Genomic DNA, 15,622 nt, shown 5'->3' on the forward strand with positions numbered 1-15,622 from the left:
CTCTTAGAGGGGCTCTTCACCGCGATATTCGGCAAGGAGGCGTTTCATCCGTTCTTTCTTCAAAATTCCCTTTACCAGGTTATTGATCATATCGGTGGTCTCCTGATCATGTGCCTTCAACAGCATTGCATCCTGAAGTGCCGGTACCGCATCATTTCCCATACGCATGAGGACCTCTGACGCACCGCTCTGCAGGTCATCGTCTTCTGATTCCAATGCAACAAGAAGAGATGGAATGGCGGTTCTTCCCATACCTGCCAGGATCTCAACGCTGCGTTCACGAACCCGCCGCCTTGGATCAAGGAGGCTTTTCATCAGGGGATGGATTGCCGGTACTCCGACAGCTTTGAATGCAGCAGGGAGAGCCTGGCGTACTCCCTCTTCAGGTGATGCAAGGGCATCAATCAGCAGGTGAATGGATTGTGGATCGGCGGCCGCTGCCAGGGCATCCGAGAGGGCATCCCTGATTGCCGGTGTATCCTGGCGAATGAGTTCACGGAAGATGGCTGGTACCAGATCACCCCCGATTGAACGGAGGATCTCCCGAATAAATGCCCGATCCGGTTCATCACCTGATGCATATCTGACCATCAGGGGTTGAAATGATCGCCTGATCACCTGTCTGAGCACCTCTTTTGCCTGCCCCCTGATCGATGAATCATGGCTCATGAGGTGGGTGAAGATCTGGTCAATTGTCTCCTGATCTCCAAGAGTGCCAAGGGCTGTGAGGGCGACAAATGCTACCCGGATCGAATGATGGGTAGATGCTTTGATGAGCAGGGATACCCCCCGCTCATCGTGGGTGCGTTCAACGAGCCTTATTGCACGGATTATTTTCGTTTCTTCCCTGTCTGTCAGGGCTTCTTCCAGTGCAGATACTGCGGCAGGCTGCCTCATCCTCCTGAGAGACCGGCCGATTGCATCAAGAAGTGTGGCTGCCTTCTCTCCGCCTCCCTCCTCCGGGGTCTCCATGGATAATCCCACTCTCACAAAGAGCCCCGCACAGCGGGGATCTCCAATTGCGAGAAGGACATGAAGGGCACGGAACCTGATCTCCGGATCATTGTTCGAGAGGAGTGGGCGGATATATGGTGTTGATCCGGTTCCAAGCCTGATGAGTTCATGAGCAGCTTTCATCGCCCTGGAATTCTTCTCACGGGAGAGAATTCGTACAAGACCTGGATAGTCCGCTTCTTCCCGGAGGAGGGTAAAGTCCCGCTCCTCTGTCCTGATCAGGTCCTGTTTCATCATCCGGATGGCTTTTCTCCGGGCTTCCTTTGCCTGCTCATCATCAGGCCGGATCTCAAGGAGATGATCGAATGAGATGATCGCCTGATTGAACCGCTTCATTTCAAGCAGTACCCTTCCCCGTGCAGACCAGATATCCGGATCCCGCTTGTCCTCGCCGAGTGCGGCGTCGAAGAGACGGAGTGCCTCTTCGTACTCTTTGTCTTCAAGGAGCAGTATCCCAAGGGCATAATGGGCGGGACCGGGTTTTGCCATGGCACCAGTTGCCTTCTGAAAGCTGGATTTTGCAATACCCCGTTCCCCTCGTATATTCTTAATGACACCGTGCAGGTACCAGCCCTCTCCTTCATCAGGATTCTGGCGGATAACCTCAAGGATCTGCGTTTCGGCCTCATTGATCATCCCGGATTTTAAGAGTGCCTTGCCTCGTTCAATCCATGCTCCGGGATCATCAGGGAGAAAGGCCATCGCCTGGGTTGCGAAGAAGAGCTTCCGTGCAGGATCTTTTTCGAGACGGGCACGTGCAATGAGCTCCTCCCCCCTCTCCCGGTCTCCTCTCTCCTCTCCCATGCCAGATCCCTGCTAACGTTGATGTAATCGAAGTATATCAGTATTTGGGTAAAACCATTCGGCACAGTAGCCTCTCTCATGGGATGATCTCGCATCCATTATACCTGGTATGGGCAAATGATCCCGGATCGATTCTGCCATCCTGTAAAAGGGTGCGAATTATCGGGAGGGATGCAATGAGTTCTGATCGCAGGTGGTGAATGGTCGAACAGACAGCATCTCTTCCTTCCTGTGGCCATGGCCTGATGATGTTTGAATAGAGGCACCGCCCCCCGCAGAACTCAGCTATCGAGCAGACGGTACAGGGATGGTGCGGCCGGACTTCGCGCAATCGGGTCGGGTCAGCCGATCTGATATCCCCCAGCAGGTATTCGTTCATCCCGATCATGATCGGGCAGGGGATGATCGATCCATCAGTCTGGATGGTGAAATTTGTCACCCCGGAACCACAGCGAAGGCCGGATGGCCTGTTTTGTAGCAGGTCTTCGGTTGTCTGGAGGAAGGGATACCACCTCAGTACCTCGCCATCAGATTGCATATGAGAAACCCAGTGATCGATGAGTGAAGAGATACCCCTGTTATAGTTTGCGCTGGCCCATTCTGCAAAGTGCCGTCTTTTATAATCTCCTGAGAAGTTTGCATCCATCTGCCAGTGAATGGATGTGAAGGGGGAGTCTTCAAGTGATGCAAGGTGAAGAACCGACGCAGCAATATCGGTCTCTTCATCAACAGTCATTCGTGCGATAAGCTCCCCGGTAAAGCCTTCTTCCCGGAGAAGCCTGGCATTTTGCAATGCACGGCGATATACTCCCTCCCCACGGTTTTGGTCAGTCGTCGCCTCATCACCATCGATCGAGATGAGGATCGTTTCAAACCTGTTTCTGTATGCAGCAGGCATCCGATCGAGCAGGATTCCGTTTGTCTGGAGCATGAACCTGTTGCAGGGGGCTTCGTCCATAATCTCGCAGATAAGATCATGCATCAGGAGCGGTTCCCCGCCGATGAAGGTGAGGACCGGCTCGGGATCTGCTGCGAGGAACCGGTACAGCGGGCTTTTCAGTGAGCGATCAAACTCCACCGGGAGATCCACTGCGATATCGCAGGGTGATGCACATTCATCCTCGTCATCATCGAAAAGTTTTCCGCGGCAGTACCGGCAGCAAAGGTTACAGTTGTCTGTACAATAGAGATGAAAAAATACCACCTGATCGTCACCCGCATAACAATGCAGATCATTATTTGAAGGGCACGATGATAAGGGAAGTGGAAAAGACATGCAATTCTTTAAATACTGTCGCTCGTATTCTCTAGTATGAACGAACAATCACGTATGCCCTATATCGTGCGAGGAGTGCTTGCCCTTCTTCTAGGTATTATTGTGCTCTTCTGGCCCGGCCTCACCGTTGAGGTGGTTGCAATCCTCTTTGCGGTCTTCATCCTGATCAATGGCCTTCTCCTTGTCGGGCTGTCACTCATGAAGCCCTCTGGCGAATCATTTGGAACTGCATTTCTCATCCTTGGAATCCTCCTGGTGATTGGTGGCATATTTGGGGTAATTAACCCGATCATGACTGCAATTACCCTGACTATCCTCATTGCAATCCTTGCGATCATATCAGGTTTCTCAGATATCTGGGTTGCACTTACGGTAATGGACTCAGGCGGTATCCGCCTGCTCCTTGGGCTCTCCGGTGCACTCTCGGTTATTCTCGGAGGTATCTTCTTCATCTTCCCGCTGCTTGGTGCGGTGATCCTGGTCGCCGTCTATATCGGTGTCTTTGCGATCGCAATCGGCATACTCAGCATTGTTCAGGGAATAATGACGCCAAAAGCCGTTTCTATGGACTCTGAGTAATTCCGGAGTATTTTTTTTTAAAAAAAGGGTTTAGATGATGATGGTCTGGCTTTTCTGATCCTTCTCATCATCATAGTCGGTGATGATTGCTTCTGTTGAGAGTATCATTCCTGCAATCGATCCTGCATTCTGAAGCCCGATCCTGACCACCTTGGCGGGATCGATGACACCGCTCTCGATCAGGTTTTCATACTCGCCCTTCTTGGCATTATACCCGATTGACGGGTTCTTCTCACCCTTCAGCCGGGCGATGATCTCGGCTCCTTCGATCCCTGAATTCTTTCCGATCTGGCGAACCGGCTCTTCGAGGGCACGGCGGATGATCCCGACTCCTGCATCCCTGCCATCATTGAAGGAGAGATCCCCGAGGTTGTCTATTGCACGGAGCAGGGTGATACCGCCTCCGACGACAACCCCTTCCTCGACTGCTGCCTTTGTAGCATTCAGTGCATCGTCGATCCGCATCTTCTTCTCTTTCAGTTCGGTCTCGGTGGCAGCACCCACCTTGATGACAGCCACTCCCCCGCCGAGGCTGGCGAGCCGCCGCTTCAGTTCATTTGTCTTGAACTCCGCATCACTGATCTTAATCTGTGAATCGATCAGTTTCATCCGCTCTTCGACCATTGCACGATTGCCTGCGCCGCCGACGAGAAGGGTCTTCTCATCATCTACCCGTATGGTATGGCAGGTGCCAAGCTGTGAGCGGGTGACATCCTCAAGTTTCAGTCCCCGCTCTTCGGAGATGACAGATGCACCGGTGAGTGCAGCGATATCCTCAAGGTTTGCGAGCCGGTCATCACCAAATCCGGGTGCCTTCACGGCACAGACCTTCAGTGATCCGCGGATGATATTCAGAACCAGTGCTGCCTGAGCTTCTCCGTCAACATTCTCTGCAATGATTAAAAGCGGCCTTCCCTCGGATGAGACAAGTTCAAGGATCGGAACGATCTGCTTGATGGTGCTGATCGTCTTGTCGGTGATCAGAATATAGGGGTTTTCGTACTCGCAGACCATCTTCTCCTGGTCGGTGACCATGTAGGGTGAGATGAACCCGCTGTCAAACTGCATCCCCTTCACAACCTCAAGCCCTGTATCAAGGCTCTTTGCATCCTCGACACTGATCAGGCCATTATATCCGACCTTCTCCATTGCTTCTGCAATGAGGGATCCTATCTCTTCATCGTTGTTTGCCGAGATGGTTGCAACCTGATGGATCTTCTCCTGGTCGCGGACCGGAATGCTGGTTGACTCGATATATTCAACTGCGGCACTGACAGCACTTTCAATACCCTTTTTGATCTCGATTGGATTTGCACCAGTTGAGATGATCTTGATACCTTCTGTCAGGATCGCCTGTGCCAGCAGACAGGCGGTTGTTGTTCCGTCCCCGGTCTTATCCTGTGTCCGTGATGCGACCTCTTTTATCAGCTTTGCACCCATATTTTCGAATTTGTCGTGGAGTGAGATCTCTTTTGCAATTGTCACTCCGTCATTGGTGATGATCGGGTTTTGGTTCTTGTCGATGACGACATACCGCCCTTTTGGCCCGAGCGTCACCTTGACCGTATCTGCCACCTTATTAACACCTGAGAGGAGGGATTTTCGTGCCTCCTCATTGAACATGATCTGTTTTGTTGAAGTCATCTGTATCACCTATTCCACTTTTGCAATGACGTCCTTGAATTCGATCATGACGAGTTCTTCATCTTCGACGGTGATCTTCTCTGAACTGTATCCGCCATACAGGATCCGATCCCCGGCTTGTACGGGAAGTTCCTTCCCATCTTTATATGTCCCGCAAGCGACAACATCGCCCTCTTTCCGCTTCTCCTGGGCGCTGTCCGGGATATAGATCCCGCTCTTTGTCTTCTCTTCAGGTTTTCTCGGCCTGATAAGAACACGCTCACCGATTGGAACTATTGCCATTGTGTATCAACTCTCCTGATAGATTCGGCTTTCTGCCTTAACATAAGGTGAGTAGCAGTTCTATATATCCTTTGCCTATTGCCTCAAAACTTCTCTGTGATACACTGTTATCTCACCGTGTTCTGGTGCTGGTGAGCGCAACATAATTCGGAAGTTTCATCAGTTCAGAGGGAGAGTGTGTCCGCATGAACGGGCGAATACTCGTTGCCTATGCAACACGGGCAGGATCGACCGCCGGTGTTGCCGGGGCGGTTACTGAGGTGCTACGGGATGCCGGTTATGATGTCGATCTCTCTCTGCTTAACTCCGATCTGATACCTGAACACTATGATGCTGTCATCCTTGGGGGGCCGATCTATATGGGGGCCATGCGTGAGGTGGAGGAGTATGTACACGCCCATCACGCCGCACTTGAAAGCCGTTTCAAGGCGGCATTTGCTGTCGGGATGTCATTTGTCGAAGATGATGAAGAGAAGCGGGCTGTGGCACGTGATGCACTGAGCAAGGCTATCAGCCCCTTTGAGCCTGCGCATCTCGGATATTTTGCTGGTAAAACGGATCCGGCGAAGCTTTCGTTTCTCCAGAAGGTGGCGCTGAAGGTTGTCAGCTCACCAATCGGTGATTTCCGGGATTATGAGGCGATCAAAGCCTGGGCTTTGGAGGTGTCGCGGGATCTGGGTGGTTCTCACCCGGCATGACCTTCTGTCTCTGCCTGCAAACCGGTAAGATATATCTCCTCAATCATCATCCAGTATCAGTACAGGAGCTCTATTACTGATGCTCGATCTTGCAATTGTCTTTGGAACGCTGCTTCTGGCACTCGTGCTCTTTGCGACCGGTAAGGTCAGGTATGACATCGTTGCATTGATTGCACTCCTCATCGTCACCATTGCAGGGATCATCGATCCGCTTGATGCGTTCCTTGGATTTGGCCATCCCGCGGTGATCACCGTTGCTGCTGTTCTGATCCTGAGTAAGGCGCTTCAGAACTCAGGGTTAATAGATATTCTTGCCCGCCAGGTGTCGCGGGTGGGTGATGGGAAGGTGCGGCAGATCTTCTCACTCACCGGTATCGTTGCCCTTCTCTCCGGATTCATGAATAATATCGGGGCACTGGCCCTGATGATGCCGGTTGCCATCAGGACTGCGAGGAAGAGCGGGAGATCTCCTTCATATCTCCTGATGCCGATAGCGTTCGGCTCGCTCCTTGGTGGCATGGTCACCCTCATCGGCACACCCCCAAACATCATCATCGCCACCTATCGGATCCAGAATGGAGGCGATCCATTCCTCATCTTTGATTTCGCATATGTCGGGCTGGGGGTTGCGATCTGTGGCATCCTCTTCATCTCACTCATCGGGTATCGGCTGATCCCGATCCGGGAGAGACCGGCATCGCAGGAAGAGCTTTTCTCCGTTAAAGATTACTTAACCGAGGTCAGGGTTCCCGAAAAATCCAAATTCGCGGGAAAGATGATCATCGATATCGGGACCGCCACAGAGGCGGATGTGATGGTGGTCGGGATCGTACGAAATGGCCGGAAGATTGTCGCTCCCTCGGTCTATGAGAGGATACTTGAGAGTGATATCCTCATCATCAAGGCACATTCCGATGATCTCCAGACTCTCCTTGATGCAACCCGGCTCGAACTCACTGAAAAAGACGATGTGACCGAGGAGGTGATCGGATCGGAGAGTGTGGGCATTCTTGAGGCGATCGTCAAGCCGGATTCACCGATCCTCGACCAGACTGCATACTCTGCAAATCTCCGCTGGATACACGGGCTCAATCTCCTTGCAGTTGCACGGGAAGGCGGACGGATCAAGGATCGGCTGAAACAGGTCCGGTTTCAGCCCGGCGATATACTCCTCCTTCAGGGGAAAAAAGATGCATTGCAGGCAGCCCTTCCAAAAATCGGCTGCCTCCCTCTTGCAGAGCGGGGATTCAGGATAGGTGGCCCGAAGATGATCCTCCTCGCCCTGATGATCTTCGGATCGGCACTTCTGGTATCTGCATTTGGGCTTCTGCCTGTTCAGATCGCCTTTTCCGCTGCAGTAGTCCTGATGATCCTCACCTCCATCATCTCTCTTCGCGAGACGTACGAGAGTGTTGAATGGCCGATCATCATCCTCCTTGGTGCAATGATACCTGTTGGACAGGCACTTGAGATCAGTGGAGGTGCTGCACTCATTGCCGGAAGTATCGTCTCGGCAGGCTCGACATTTCCACCGGTATTGACGCTCGTTATCCTCCTTGTCATCACGATGTTCCTCTCGGATCTCGTAAACAACGCCGCATCAGCTGTCCTGATGGCCCCGATAGCTATTGGTATTGCTCTTGATATGGGAGCCTCAATCGATCCCTTCCTTATGGCGGTTGCAATCGGGGCATCCTGTGCATTCCTTACCCCGATCGGCCATCAGTCCAATACCCTGGTCATGGGTCCGGGTGGATACAGGTTCACGGATTACTGGAGGATGGGGATTGTGCTTGAGCTGATCGTTGTGGCCGTCTCGATCCCACTCCTGATCTTCTTCTGGCCAATGTACTGATCAACGCGAGTAGATTGCCTCAGCATTCCCAAACTGGATGACATGGCCTGCGAGTGCAGCAGCAAGCTCTTTTCGTGTCGCCCCGGCGGGAAGGTCGATCTCGCTGTCAAGTGCATAGACCTTGAAGATGTACCGATGGGGTGATCCGGGTTGTGGGCATGGGCCTGAGTAGCCGATCTTTCCAAAGTCATTTACCCCCTGTACTGCTGAGACCGGAAATGAGATCGTCGGCTCTTTCGCGAGTGATTCAGGGAGGATTTTGACGGGTTCAATATTCCAGATGATCCAGTGGGCGAAGTTGCCGCCACCTTCTGAACTTGAATCCTCCATGATAACGGCAAGGGCTTTCACCTGATCGTTTAACCCGGCGATGGTCAGGGGAGGGGAGCGGTCTGCCCCGTCACAGGTGTAGTCGCCTGGAAATTCACGTGTTGGTAAGGTTATTGTCAGTTTCTCCATGGATTGTCACCAGTTGATGAGTGTGTATCATGTGTAATAAGGGTATGTCATCGCTGAACAAGTGCCTCGGTCTGCCCATACTGGAGGACATGCCCTTTCATTGCGCAAATCACCTCATGCTTGTCTGCACCTGGCGAACAGTCAAGGGGAGCATCGAGGCCATAGACCTTGAAGAGGATCCGCTGTGTCTCTCCTGCTGGTGGAGCGGGTCCCCGGTATCCGATCTCGCCATAATCGTTTTTTCCCTGTTTTGCCTGGATAGGCGTGGTAATTATCAGTTCGTTTGGGAAACCGGATGGAATCTGGTGAATGGCGGGGATGTCCCATGCCACCCACGAACAGAATGAGCATCCGGGTTCAAAAGGATTCAGGGCAAAGACTGCCAGATATGGTGATTTCAGGTTGGCCAACCGTATCGGCGGGGAGATGTTTCCTCCATCACCGGTATGGGTCGGGGGAAATTCTATGAATCCAAGGGTTACCGTGAGTTTTTCCATATTGCCGGTGATAGTACCAGGAAGAATAAAAACGTGTTGATTGGGGTTATTATGGCACGGAAGGTTTCACTCTATACTGACGGGGCATCCCGGGGAAATCCGGGTCGGGCGGCGATTGCCTACATCCTCATCGAGGATGGCCGGATTCTACGGGAACATGGGGAGACGATTGGTATTGCCACAAATAATGAAGCTGAATACCGGGCACTGATCGCAGGTCTCAAAGCTGCTGCTGCCCTCGATGTGCATGAAGTGGCTGTCCACTCTGACAGCGAACTGATGGTGAAACAGATGAAAGGCTTATATGCTGTCAGATCGGCGAGACTTCTTCCCCTCTATAAGCAGGCAACTGAAGCGAAGAGTATGTTTGATCGTGTCACATTCACCTCTCTTCCACGGGAAGATCCTACTATTCAGAAGGCAGATGCACTTGCAAATGAGGCGCTTGATGGGAAGATGCCCTCCTCTCCTGTTGGATCACGGCCGGAAGCGTACATGAAGCCGATAGGTATCGTCTCTTCTCCGTACAAAGTGCAGGCAGATGCTCCGAGGCAGGGGAGGCTTGATCCTGTCGAGAGCATAATTGAGATATATCCTGAATACGAAGGAGGTCTTGCCGGGCTCCTGAATTATGACAAGCTCTTCATCTTCTCCTGGTTTGACCGGAGCCGCCGCGATCAGCTCCTGGTTGAGCGTCCGGGGAGGGGTGATACGCGCGGTGTCTTTGCAACCCGCTCCCCGAACCGCCCAAATCCGATCGGCCTCACCCTTGTAGATCTCCTTGAGATCAATGGCAGAATCCTTCGTGTGCGGGGTCTGGATGCCCTTGATGGGACTCCGATTCTTGATATCAAACCATATGAGCCGGATCTTGATTCCCAGTAAAAGAGAGATATCTGGTATTGATTCCTATCCTTCACAGGATGCACCGATCTATACACCTATAATCTCTCTTTCACAACCTTCCTTTGTATTGTGTATTGAGGCATATCATGACAGATAAACAACAACCACAGGAATGTGATGGGCAGTGCGAAGGCTGTTCATCAAAGACAGATGAATGTCAGTCAAATCTCCCAAAAAAGGCGAATATAGATGTCAAGCATGTCGTTCTTGTCCTCTCCGGCAAGGGCGGCGTCGGGAAGAGCACCGTCTCGGTGAACCTGGCCTATGCTCTCTCAAACCATGGGTTCAGAACCGGCCTGATGGATCTTGATATTCACGGTCCAAGCATCCCGAAGATGCTCGGGCTTGAGGAACATAAGCTCCAGATCATGGGAGAGAAGATCCAGCCGGTGAACGTGACAGGAACGCTTGCTGTTATCTCTATGGCGTTCCTCCTTCCTGAGCGCTCCACACCGGTTATCTGGCGTGGTCCCATGAAGATGACAGCGATCCAGCAGTTCCTCTCGGATGTGAACTGGGGTCCCCTTGATTTCCTTGTGGTTGATCTGCCCCCGGGAACAGGCGATGAGGCGCTTTCGATCGTTCAGCTTGCACCAAATATTGCCGGTGCGATCATCGTCACCACCCCGCAGGATGTCTCGGTGCTCGACTCGAGCAAGGCGCTGAAGTTCGTTGAACAGATCGGGATTAAAAACCTGGGCATTATCGAGAATATGAGCGGCATGGTCTGCCCGCACTGCCATGAAGCAATTGATCTCTTTGGGAAGGATGGCGGGAAGAAGGCCGCCGAAGAGTTTGGCGTCCCCTTCCTCGGGAGCATCCCCCTTGACATCGATATGCGGAAAGCTGGAGATGAGGGCAAGCCATTCATCATCCGCCGTGCCGATAACCCCACCTGGCAGGCTGTTGATACCATTATGGAGAATCTGATCGGGATCATCGAGGATTGATCCTGCTCTTTCTCTTTTGAAAAGATAAACAACAATATTTAATACCATTTCTGTCGATTCTATCACTAGCGTTCGAATCGCACTCTTCTGTGGTTTGAGACTGAAATGAAGGTAATTCTATGAAGATTGGAATTGTTGGCGGAACCGGGGATATCGGTGAGGGGATGGCACTCCGACTCTCTCATCTCCATGAAGTGATACTTGGATCAAGAGATGAGTCGAAGGCATGTACAGCCAGCGACTGCACCATCGAGACACTCAAAGGGCGAGGAGTTCAATCAAAATGCCGGGGTGTCTCCAACCAGGAGGCTGTGGATGCAGGGGATGTTATTGTCCTTGCACTCCCGTTTGCCCATGTAGACTCCACTCTTGCCGGGCTGACCGGATTTGAGAATAAGATCATCATCTCTCCGGTGAATCCGATCGCCCGCTCAGGCCATTTCTATTATGATCCGCCTGAGGAAGGATCGGCCGCCGTCTATATCAAAAACCGGCTCCCTGAGAGTGCCCGGCTTGTTGTTGCGTTTAACAATATCGCCGCTCACAAATGGAAGGATCTTGATGCGGTCCTTGACTACTCGGTAGCTGTCTGTAGTGATGATGCGGAAGCAAAGAAGATTGTCATGGATCTCATCCGGGATCTCCCAAAACTCTCCCCCCTTGATGCCGGGCCCCTTGCCGTCTCATCGATTGTTGAGAGCATCACCCCCCTCCTCCTGAATATCGCAATCTCCAACAAGATGCGTGATGTCGGGGTTTACTTTAAATAATTAATTTTTTCTTCAACCTAAAACCTCTTCCGATGTGATAGAGCGAGCTTCAGGCTTCGTGTGTCCTGATATTCCTGACGTGTGTACCTGATCATTTTCCAGATTCTTCTTCACTTCAGTGTCTCATCCAATGATCCTGTCCCATCACCATTTGGTTTTCTGTTTCTCCTTGTGTCAGGGTATTGGTATTTCTGCACATCCTGATCAGAATCTTATTCTTGGATGATCGTACTTCCGATTAATTTAAATACCGATGGAAGGAAACCTCTTATTAATTACAGATCAAACAGGAAATAGACGTTTTGGGAATCTTTCTCCCCTATGCGCCATTTTCAAGGAGAAGTATTATGAATCTTCGAACCCCGAATGCAAACGAAGCTCTCGGTACCTTCAATCGATCACGGGATGTTGTCCCGATGTCCGGTCTCTGCAGCCGGTGTGTTGATGGCTGCAAAGGCGGCTGTGATATATGGCTCTCCACAATACGGAGCCGGGAAGTCATTTATCCAGGTCCTTTTGGTGAGATCACCGCAGGTGCCGATAAGAATTATCCGGTCGACTACTCCCACCTGAATATCCAGGGCTATGCAGTCGGTGCGAAAGGTATGCCCGAAGGCGTTCCGATTAACTCAGATACCGCACTCTTCTCTTCAGTTGATACCACAACAGAATATGGATGGGATATCAAGGTCCCGATGCGTGTGCCGATATTTACCGGTGCTCTTGGATCAACCGAGATTGCACGGGCAAACTGGGAACATTTTGCCATTGGTGCTGCAATTTCGGGCATTACTCTTGTCTGTGGTGAGAATATCTGTGGTATCGATCCCGGGCTTGTCCGTGATGTCCATGGCAAGGTGAAGGAGTGTCCGGAGATCGATCGGAGGATCAATACCTACCGGGAGTTTCATGATGGCTATGGCGAGATCCTTGTCCAGCTGAATGTCGAGGATACCCGTTTTGGAACAGCCGAATACGTATCCTCAAAACACAATCTCGAGACGATCGAGCTGAAATGGGGGCAGGGAGCAAAATGCATCGGCGGAGAGATCAAGGTTAAGTCCATTGATTGTGCAACCGAGCTGAAGCAACGAGGTTATATCGTCCAGCCTGATCCGACACTGCCTGAAGTAAGAAAGGCTTTTGCATCCGGTGCTATCAAGGAGATTGAACGTCACTCAAGGCTTGGATTTGTTACAAAGGAAGATTTCCTGGCTGAAGTGGATCGGCTCCGCGATATCGGGTTCAAGCGTGTTACCCTGAAGACCGGTGCCTATTCCGCTGTGGAACTGGCAATGGCTCTCCGGTATGGTGCAGAGGCGAAGATAGATCTCCTGACTATCGATGGCGCGCCCGGTGGTACTGGCATGTCGCCGTGGCCGATGATGAATGAATGGGGTATCCCGACTGTCTATATCCAGAGCCTTGCGTACCAGTATGCCGAACTCCTGAAGAAACGGGGGATACGCGTACCCGATCTTGCCATTGCCGGCGGAATTGCTGATGAAGCAAATGGTTTCAAGGCTCTCTGCATGGGTGCACCCTACTTCAAGGCGGTCTGCATGGGCCGTGCCCTGATGATCCCAGGCATGGTCGGGAAGAATATCCAGAAGTGGCTTGATGCTGGAGAACTGCCAAAGAGTGTCTCGAAGTACGGCAGCCATGTTGAGGAGATCTTCGTCTGCTATGAGGAACTGAAGGAGAAATATGGCGCCCGGATCAGTGACATTCCGCTTGGTGCGATGGGTATCTACAGCTATGTCGAGCGGTACCGGCTCGGCATGCAGCAGATCATGGCAGGGAGCCGAAATTTCAGCCTGAAGTCCATCTCACGAAACGATCTGATGGCTCTCACCGAAGAGTCCGCAAAAGTAACCGGCATCCCCTATGTGATGGATGCATACAGCGATGCAGCTGAGGCAATTCTCCTCAGCTGATTTTTTTCAATTTTCTGGGAAATGAGGGGGAGAGGATTGCCCCTATTATTCTTTCAGGCAAGTTTCCAGACCGGGGATTCCTCTTCCGGAAGGAAGATGCTGACATAGGTTTCAAAGGGTGAGATTCCTTCTGGCACTTCGTAAATGATGAACCCTTCTTTTGTCTCATAGACGTAGAGTTTTCCTCCGGTATACTCAAGTTCCTTTATATCTTTAATCTGGACAGTCGGATCTCTTCCGGATTTATACGAGTAGGCATTTCCATTTGTATGGACGGTGATCACCGAAGGGTACGGGGCTGAGATCTCTTTCTTAGTCCCGGTATGCTTTACCCGGACGAAGATGAAGAGAAACTCTTTCCCCTCAGGCGGACTGACCGGTTCCCATCTGCCCCAGCCCTGGGCAAAAAACTCATATCCGTCCCTGATCAGGTATTTATACACTGAAATCTCGCGGGTGTTCTCCCCCTCGCCAACTGATGCAATTGCCCTCAGGGGAAGGGCATCCGGGAACGGGGAGGCTGCCTCTGTGGGTGCAACAGGGGCGGGAGTTGGAACCGGGGTTGGCTCTGCCGTTTGGAGCGGGGTAACAACTGCGGCTGGTTCCGGTGTCACTGGCGATTCGGTGCATCCTGCAAAGAATACAAGAAGGATAACAAGGATGGCTGCTGCGAGCAGACGTGTCTTCTGCATATAGCGGAGTATCATCTTATTGTATAAGAATGCTGTTGCCCGGCTGTTTCGATCCATAGAATGAGTGGGGTGTCTCTTCCGGTATTCATATCTGAATGAAATGCAGATACACGGATGGTGTCTCTGTTCCGTTTCCCTGTGATAGCAGTACTGGTGCTCCTCTGTATTGCGTCTGGCTGTGTTCAGCCCGATATGGTGCTCCCATCGATCTCACCAGCTCAGGCTGAATCTCCGGCTCTGGTCATTGATCACACATTCCCCTTTGAAGAGAGCGAGATAACAATCAGTCTTCCTCTTGATTCTGGTGTCTATTACGGGGCACGGGATGCCGATAAGCAGATCTACCTCTATACCGATCTCACCGATCGTGACTGGCTTCCCCATTATTATCGGGCGTTCATCGATGATCCCCACCAGGAAGAATTCTTCCTGGATCTGATCGAAGAACTGCGGCGGGTGCGATCCGATCTCCAACTGGATGATGATCGCTACCTTGAGCTCTGCTGTGTCTTTGTCCAGTCTCTCCCCTATGATGATGATACCGTCCTGATTGAGCCGAAGTTCCCGATTGAGACCTATGGGGACGGCACCGGTGATTGTGATGATAAAAGCCTCCTTCTTGCTGGAATTCTCTCACGAGAGGAGTATTCTGTTGCTCTGCTCCTCTATTCAGAGGAGGCGCATATGGCAGTCGGGGTGAAGGGAGATGGCTGCCGGGATATAGGGGATGGGTATGTATTCATTGAAACAACCCGTTCCAATTTTGTTGGTATTGTCCCGGAGATGCTTGCCGGGGATATTGTTCTTGAGTCTGATCCGCTCATTATTCCCATCGGGGATGGAACGATTCGGTATGGGCGATGCGATCAGACGATCGTGTTGTCTGATCTCCTTACATACTGCCGGGATGAGATAGATCGATTGAATGCTGAGATGGAGCGCGAATCAGTTCTCATTCGTGAGATGAATGATGATATCGGGGCGCTTCGCAGGGAGATGGATATCCTCATCCGGCAGGGGAGGTACCAGGAGTACAACCGGCAGGTGCCTGTCTTCAATAGCCTGATTGATCGGTATAATAAGCGCATTGAGGAGTATAATCGCCTTGTTCGTTCGGCTGAGCGGTATGTTGCCATTCATACCACACTCATCAACCGGATGTATGACCGCTACGGGCTGTATAGCGAGATGCTTAAGGAGGGAATTATTGCCGAGCTGAGATCCGGAATCTGAAACGAAGAGCGCTCAGTTCTGCTTTC

At 51.7% G+C, this 15,622-nt stretch carries 15 protein-coding genes; 8 read left to right on the top strand and 7 right to left on the bottom strand.

From position 1 onward, the window contains the following. Positions 1 to 3 precede the first annotated feature (3 nt). Both ACYUBO_RS03990 and ACYUBO_RS03995 read right to left on the bottom strand, forming a co-directional pair. On the bottom strand, positions 4 to 1,818 hold the full coding sequence (locus tag ACYUBO_RS03990) for a HEAT repeat domain-containing protein (RefSeq protein WP_460372542.1): 1,815 nt from the start codon (positions 1,816 to 1,818) through the stop codon (positions 4 to 6). Between the two features lie 76 nt (positions 1,819 to 1,894). Next, positions 1,895 to 3,022, bottom strand: a complete 1,128-nt coding sequence (locus ACYUBO_RS03995; RefSeq protein ID WP_460372544.1) for a TIGR04084 family radical SAM/SPASM domain-containing protein — start codon at positions 3,020 to 3,022, stop codon at positions 1,895 to 1,897. Positions 3,023 to 3,130: 108 nt separating this feature from the next. On the opposite strand from ACYUBO_RS03995, the gene ACYUBO_RS04000 reads away from it, so the two are divergent. Beyond that, positions 3,131 to 3,673, top strand: a complete 543-nt coding sequence (locus tag ACYUBO_RS04000; RefSeq protein WP_460372546.1) for an HdeD family acid-resistance protein — start codon at positions 3,131 to 3,133, stop codon at positions 3,671 to 3,673. Between the two features lie 30 nt (positions 3,674 to 3,703). Here the strand turns inward: ACYUBO_RS04000 and groL are convergent, their stop codons facing one another. Continuing rightward, complete coding sequence (groL, locus tag ACYUBO_RS04005; protein ID WP_300328575.1) at positions 3,704 to 5,317, bottom strand: chaperonin GroEL; 1,614 nt, start codon at positions 5,315 to 5,317, stop codon at positions 3,704 to 3,706. 9 nt (positions 5,318 to 5,326) lie between these two features. Beyond that, positions 5,327 to 5,599 (bottom strand): co-chaperone GroES, encoded by a 273-nt coding sequence (groES, locus tag ACYUBO_RS04010; RefSeq protein ID WP_300328572.1) that lies wholly within the window; start codon positions 5,597 to 5,599, stop codon positions 5,327 to 5,329. A gap of 185 nt (positions 5,600 to 5,784) precedes the next feature. On the opposite strand from groES, the gene ACYUBO_RS04015 reads away from it, so the two are divergent. Beyond that, the gene (locus ACYUBO_RS04015) at positions 5,785 to 6,297 is read left to right on the top strand and encodes a flavodoxin domain-containing protein (protein WP_460372548.1); all 513 of its coding nucleotides are present in this window, start codon (positions 5,785 to 5,787) and stop codon (positions 6,295 to 6,297) included. A 79-nt stretch (positions 6,298 to 6,376) separates the two neighbouring features. Further along, a complete protein-coding gene (locus ACYUBO_RS04020) occupies positions 6,377 to 8,152 on the top strand; it encodes an SLC13 family permease (protein ID WP_300328566.1) in 1,776 nt (591 codons plus the stop codon). Here the strand turns inward: ACYUBO_RS04020 and ACYUBO_RS04025 are convergent, their stop codons facing one another. Both ACYUBO_RS04025 and ACYUBO_RS04030 read right to left on the bottom strand, forming a co-directional pair. Next, complete coding sequence (locus tag ACYUBO_RS04025; protein ID WP_300328563.1) at positions 8,153 to 8,611, bottom strand: YbhB/YbcL family Raf kinase inhibitor-like protein; 459 nt, start codon at positions 8,609 to 8,611, stop codon at positions 8,153 to 8,155. Between the two features lie 47 nt (positions 8,612 to 8,658). Next, entirely contained in the window at positions 8,659 to 9,108 is a 450-nt protein-coding gene (locus ACYUBO_RS04030) for a YbhB/YbcL family Raf kinase inhibitor-like protein (RefSeq protein WP_460372550.1), read from the bottom strand. A gap of 51 nt (positions 9,109 to 9,159) precedes the next feature. Between ACYUBO_RS04030 and tsaA the strand changes: the two genes are divergently transcribed. The 4 genes from tsaA (at position 9,160) to ACYUBO_RS04050 (ending at position 13,671) form a co-directional block, all read left to right on the top strand. Next, complete coding sequence (tsaA, locus tag ACYUBO_RS04035; protein ID WP_460372552.1) at positions 9,160 to 9,993, top strand: tRNA (N6-threonylcarbamoyladenosine(37)-N6)-methyltransferase TrmO; 834 nt, start codon at positions 9,160 to 9,162, stop codon at positions 9,991 to 9,993. A gap of 107 nt (positions 9,994 to 10,100) precedes the next feature. Beyond that, on the top strand, positions 10,101 to 10,964 hold the full coding sequence (locus ACYUBO_RS04040; protein ID WP_300329699.1) for an Mrp/NBP35 family ATP-binding protein: 864 nt from the start codon (positions 10,101 to 10,103) through the stop codon (positions 10,962 to 10,964). Between the two features lie 119 nt (positions 10,965 to 11,083). Continuing rightward, positions 11,084 to 11,734, top strand: a complete 651-nt coding sequence (gene npdG / locus ACYUBO_RS04045) for an NADPH-dependent F420 reductase (RefSeq protein WP_300329696.1) — start codon at positions 11,084 to 11,086, stop codon at positions 11,732 to 11,734. Positions 11,735 to 12,081: 347 nt separating this feature from the next. Then, positions 12,082 to 13,671 carry an FMN-binding glutamate synthase family protein gene (locus ACYUBO_RS04050; RefSeq protein ID WP_460372554.1) on the top strand — a complete coding sequence of 530 codons (1,590 nt, stop codon included), beginning with the start codon at positions 12,082 to 12,084 and terminating at the stop codon, positions 13,669 to 13,671. Positions 13,672 to 13,724: 53 nt separating this feature from the next. On the opposite strand, the gene ACYUBO_RS04055 is transcribed toward ACYUBO_RS04050, so the two are convergent. Next, complete coding sequence (locus tag ACYUBO_RS04055; RefSeq protein WP_460372556.1) at positions 13,725 to 14,363, bottom strand: hypothetical protein; 639 nt, start codon at positions 14,361 to 14,363, stop codon at positions 13,725 to 13,727. Between the two features lie 114 nt (positions 14,364 to 14,477). Here ACYUBO_RS04055 and ACYUBO_RS04060 point away from each other — a divergent pair, with 114 nt between their 5' ends. Then, the gene (locus tag ACYUBO_RS04060) at positions 14,478 to 15,596 is read left to right on the top strand and encodes a hypothetical protein (protein ID WP_460372558.1); all 1,119 of its coding nucleotides are present in this window, start codon (positions 14,478 to 14,480) and stop codon (positions 15,594 to 15,596) included. The last annotated feature ends 26 nt before the right edge of the window (positions 15,597 to 15,622 follow it).

Source organism: Methanocalculus sp. MC3 (assembly GCF_054767395.1).

Excerpts from the sequence above, each read along its gene's own strand:
- tsaA (WP_460372552.1), top strand. The coding sequence starts at position 9,160 with ATGGCACGGAAGGTTTCACTCTATACTGACGGGGCATCCCGGGGAAAT.
- ACYUBO_RS04000 (WP_460372546.1), top strand. The coding sequence starts at position 3,131 with ATGAACGAACAATCACGTATGCCCTATATCGTGCGAGGAGTGCTTGCC.
- groL (WP_300328575.1), bottom strand. The coding sequence starts at position 5,317 with ATGACTTCAACAAAACAGATCATGTTCAATGAGGAGGCACGAAAATCC.
- ACYUBO_RS04030 (WP_460372550.1), bottom strand. The coding sequence starts at position 9,108 with ATGGAAAAACTCACGGTAACCCTTGGATTCATAGAATTTCCCCCGACC.
- ACYUBO_RS04050 (WP_460372554.1), top strand. The coding sequence starts at position 12,082 with ATGAATCTTCGAACCCCGAATGCAAACGAAGCTCTCGGTACCTTCAAT.
- ACYUBO_RS04040 (WP_300329699.1), top strand. The coding sequence starts at position 10,101 with ATGACAGATAAACAACAACCACAGGAATGTGATGGGCAGTGCGAAGGC.
- groES (WP_300328572.1), bottom strand. The coding sequence starts at position 5,599 with ATGGCAATAGTTCCAATCGGTGAGCGTGTTCTTATCAGGCCGAGAAAA.
- ACYUBO_RS04055 (WP_460372556.1), bottom strand. The coding sequence starts at position 14,363 with ATGCAGAAGACACGTCTGCTCGCAGCAGCCATCCTTGTTATCCTTCTT.
- ACYUBO_RS04060 (WP_460372558.1), top strand. The coding sequence starts at position 14,478 with ATGGTGTCTCTGTTCCGTTTCCCTGTGATAGCAGTACTGGTGCTCCTC.
- npdG (WP_300329696.1), top strand. The coding sequence starts at position 11,084 with ATGAAGATTGGAATTGTTGGCGGAACCGGGGATATCGGTGAGGGGATG.
- ACYUBO_RS04015 (WP_460372548.1), top strand. The coding sequence starts at position 5,785 with ATGAACGGGCGAATACTCGTTGCCTATGCAACACGGGCAGGATCGACC.
- ACYUBO_RS03990 (WP_460372542.1), bottom strand. The coding sequence starts at position 1,818 with ATGGGAGAGGAGAGAGGAGACCGGGAGAGGGGGGAGGAGCTCATTGCA.
- ACYUBO_RS04025 (WP_300328563.1), bottom strand. The coding sequence starts at position 8,611 with ATGGAGAAACTGACAATAACCTTACCAACACGTGAATTTCCAGGCGAC.
- ACYUBO_RS04020 (WP_300328566.1), top strand. The coding sequence starts at position 6,377 with ATGCTCGATCTTGCAATTGTCTTTGGAACGCTGCTTCTGGCACTCGTG.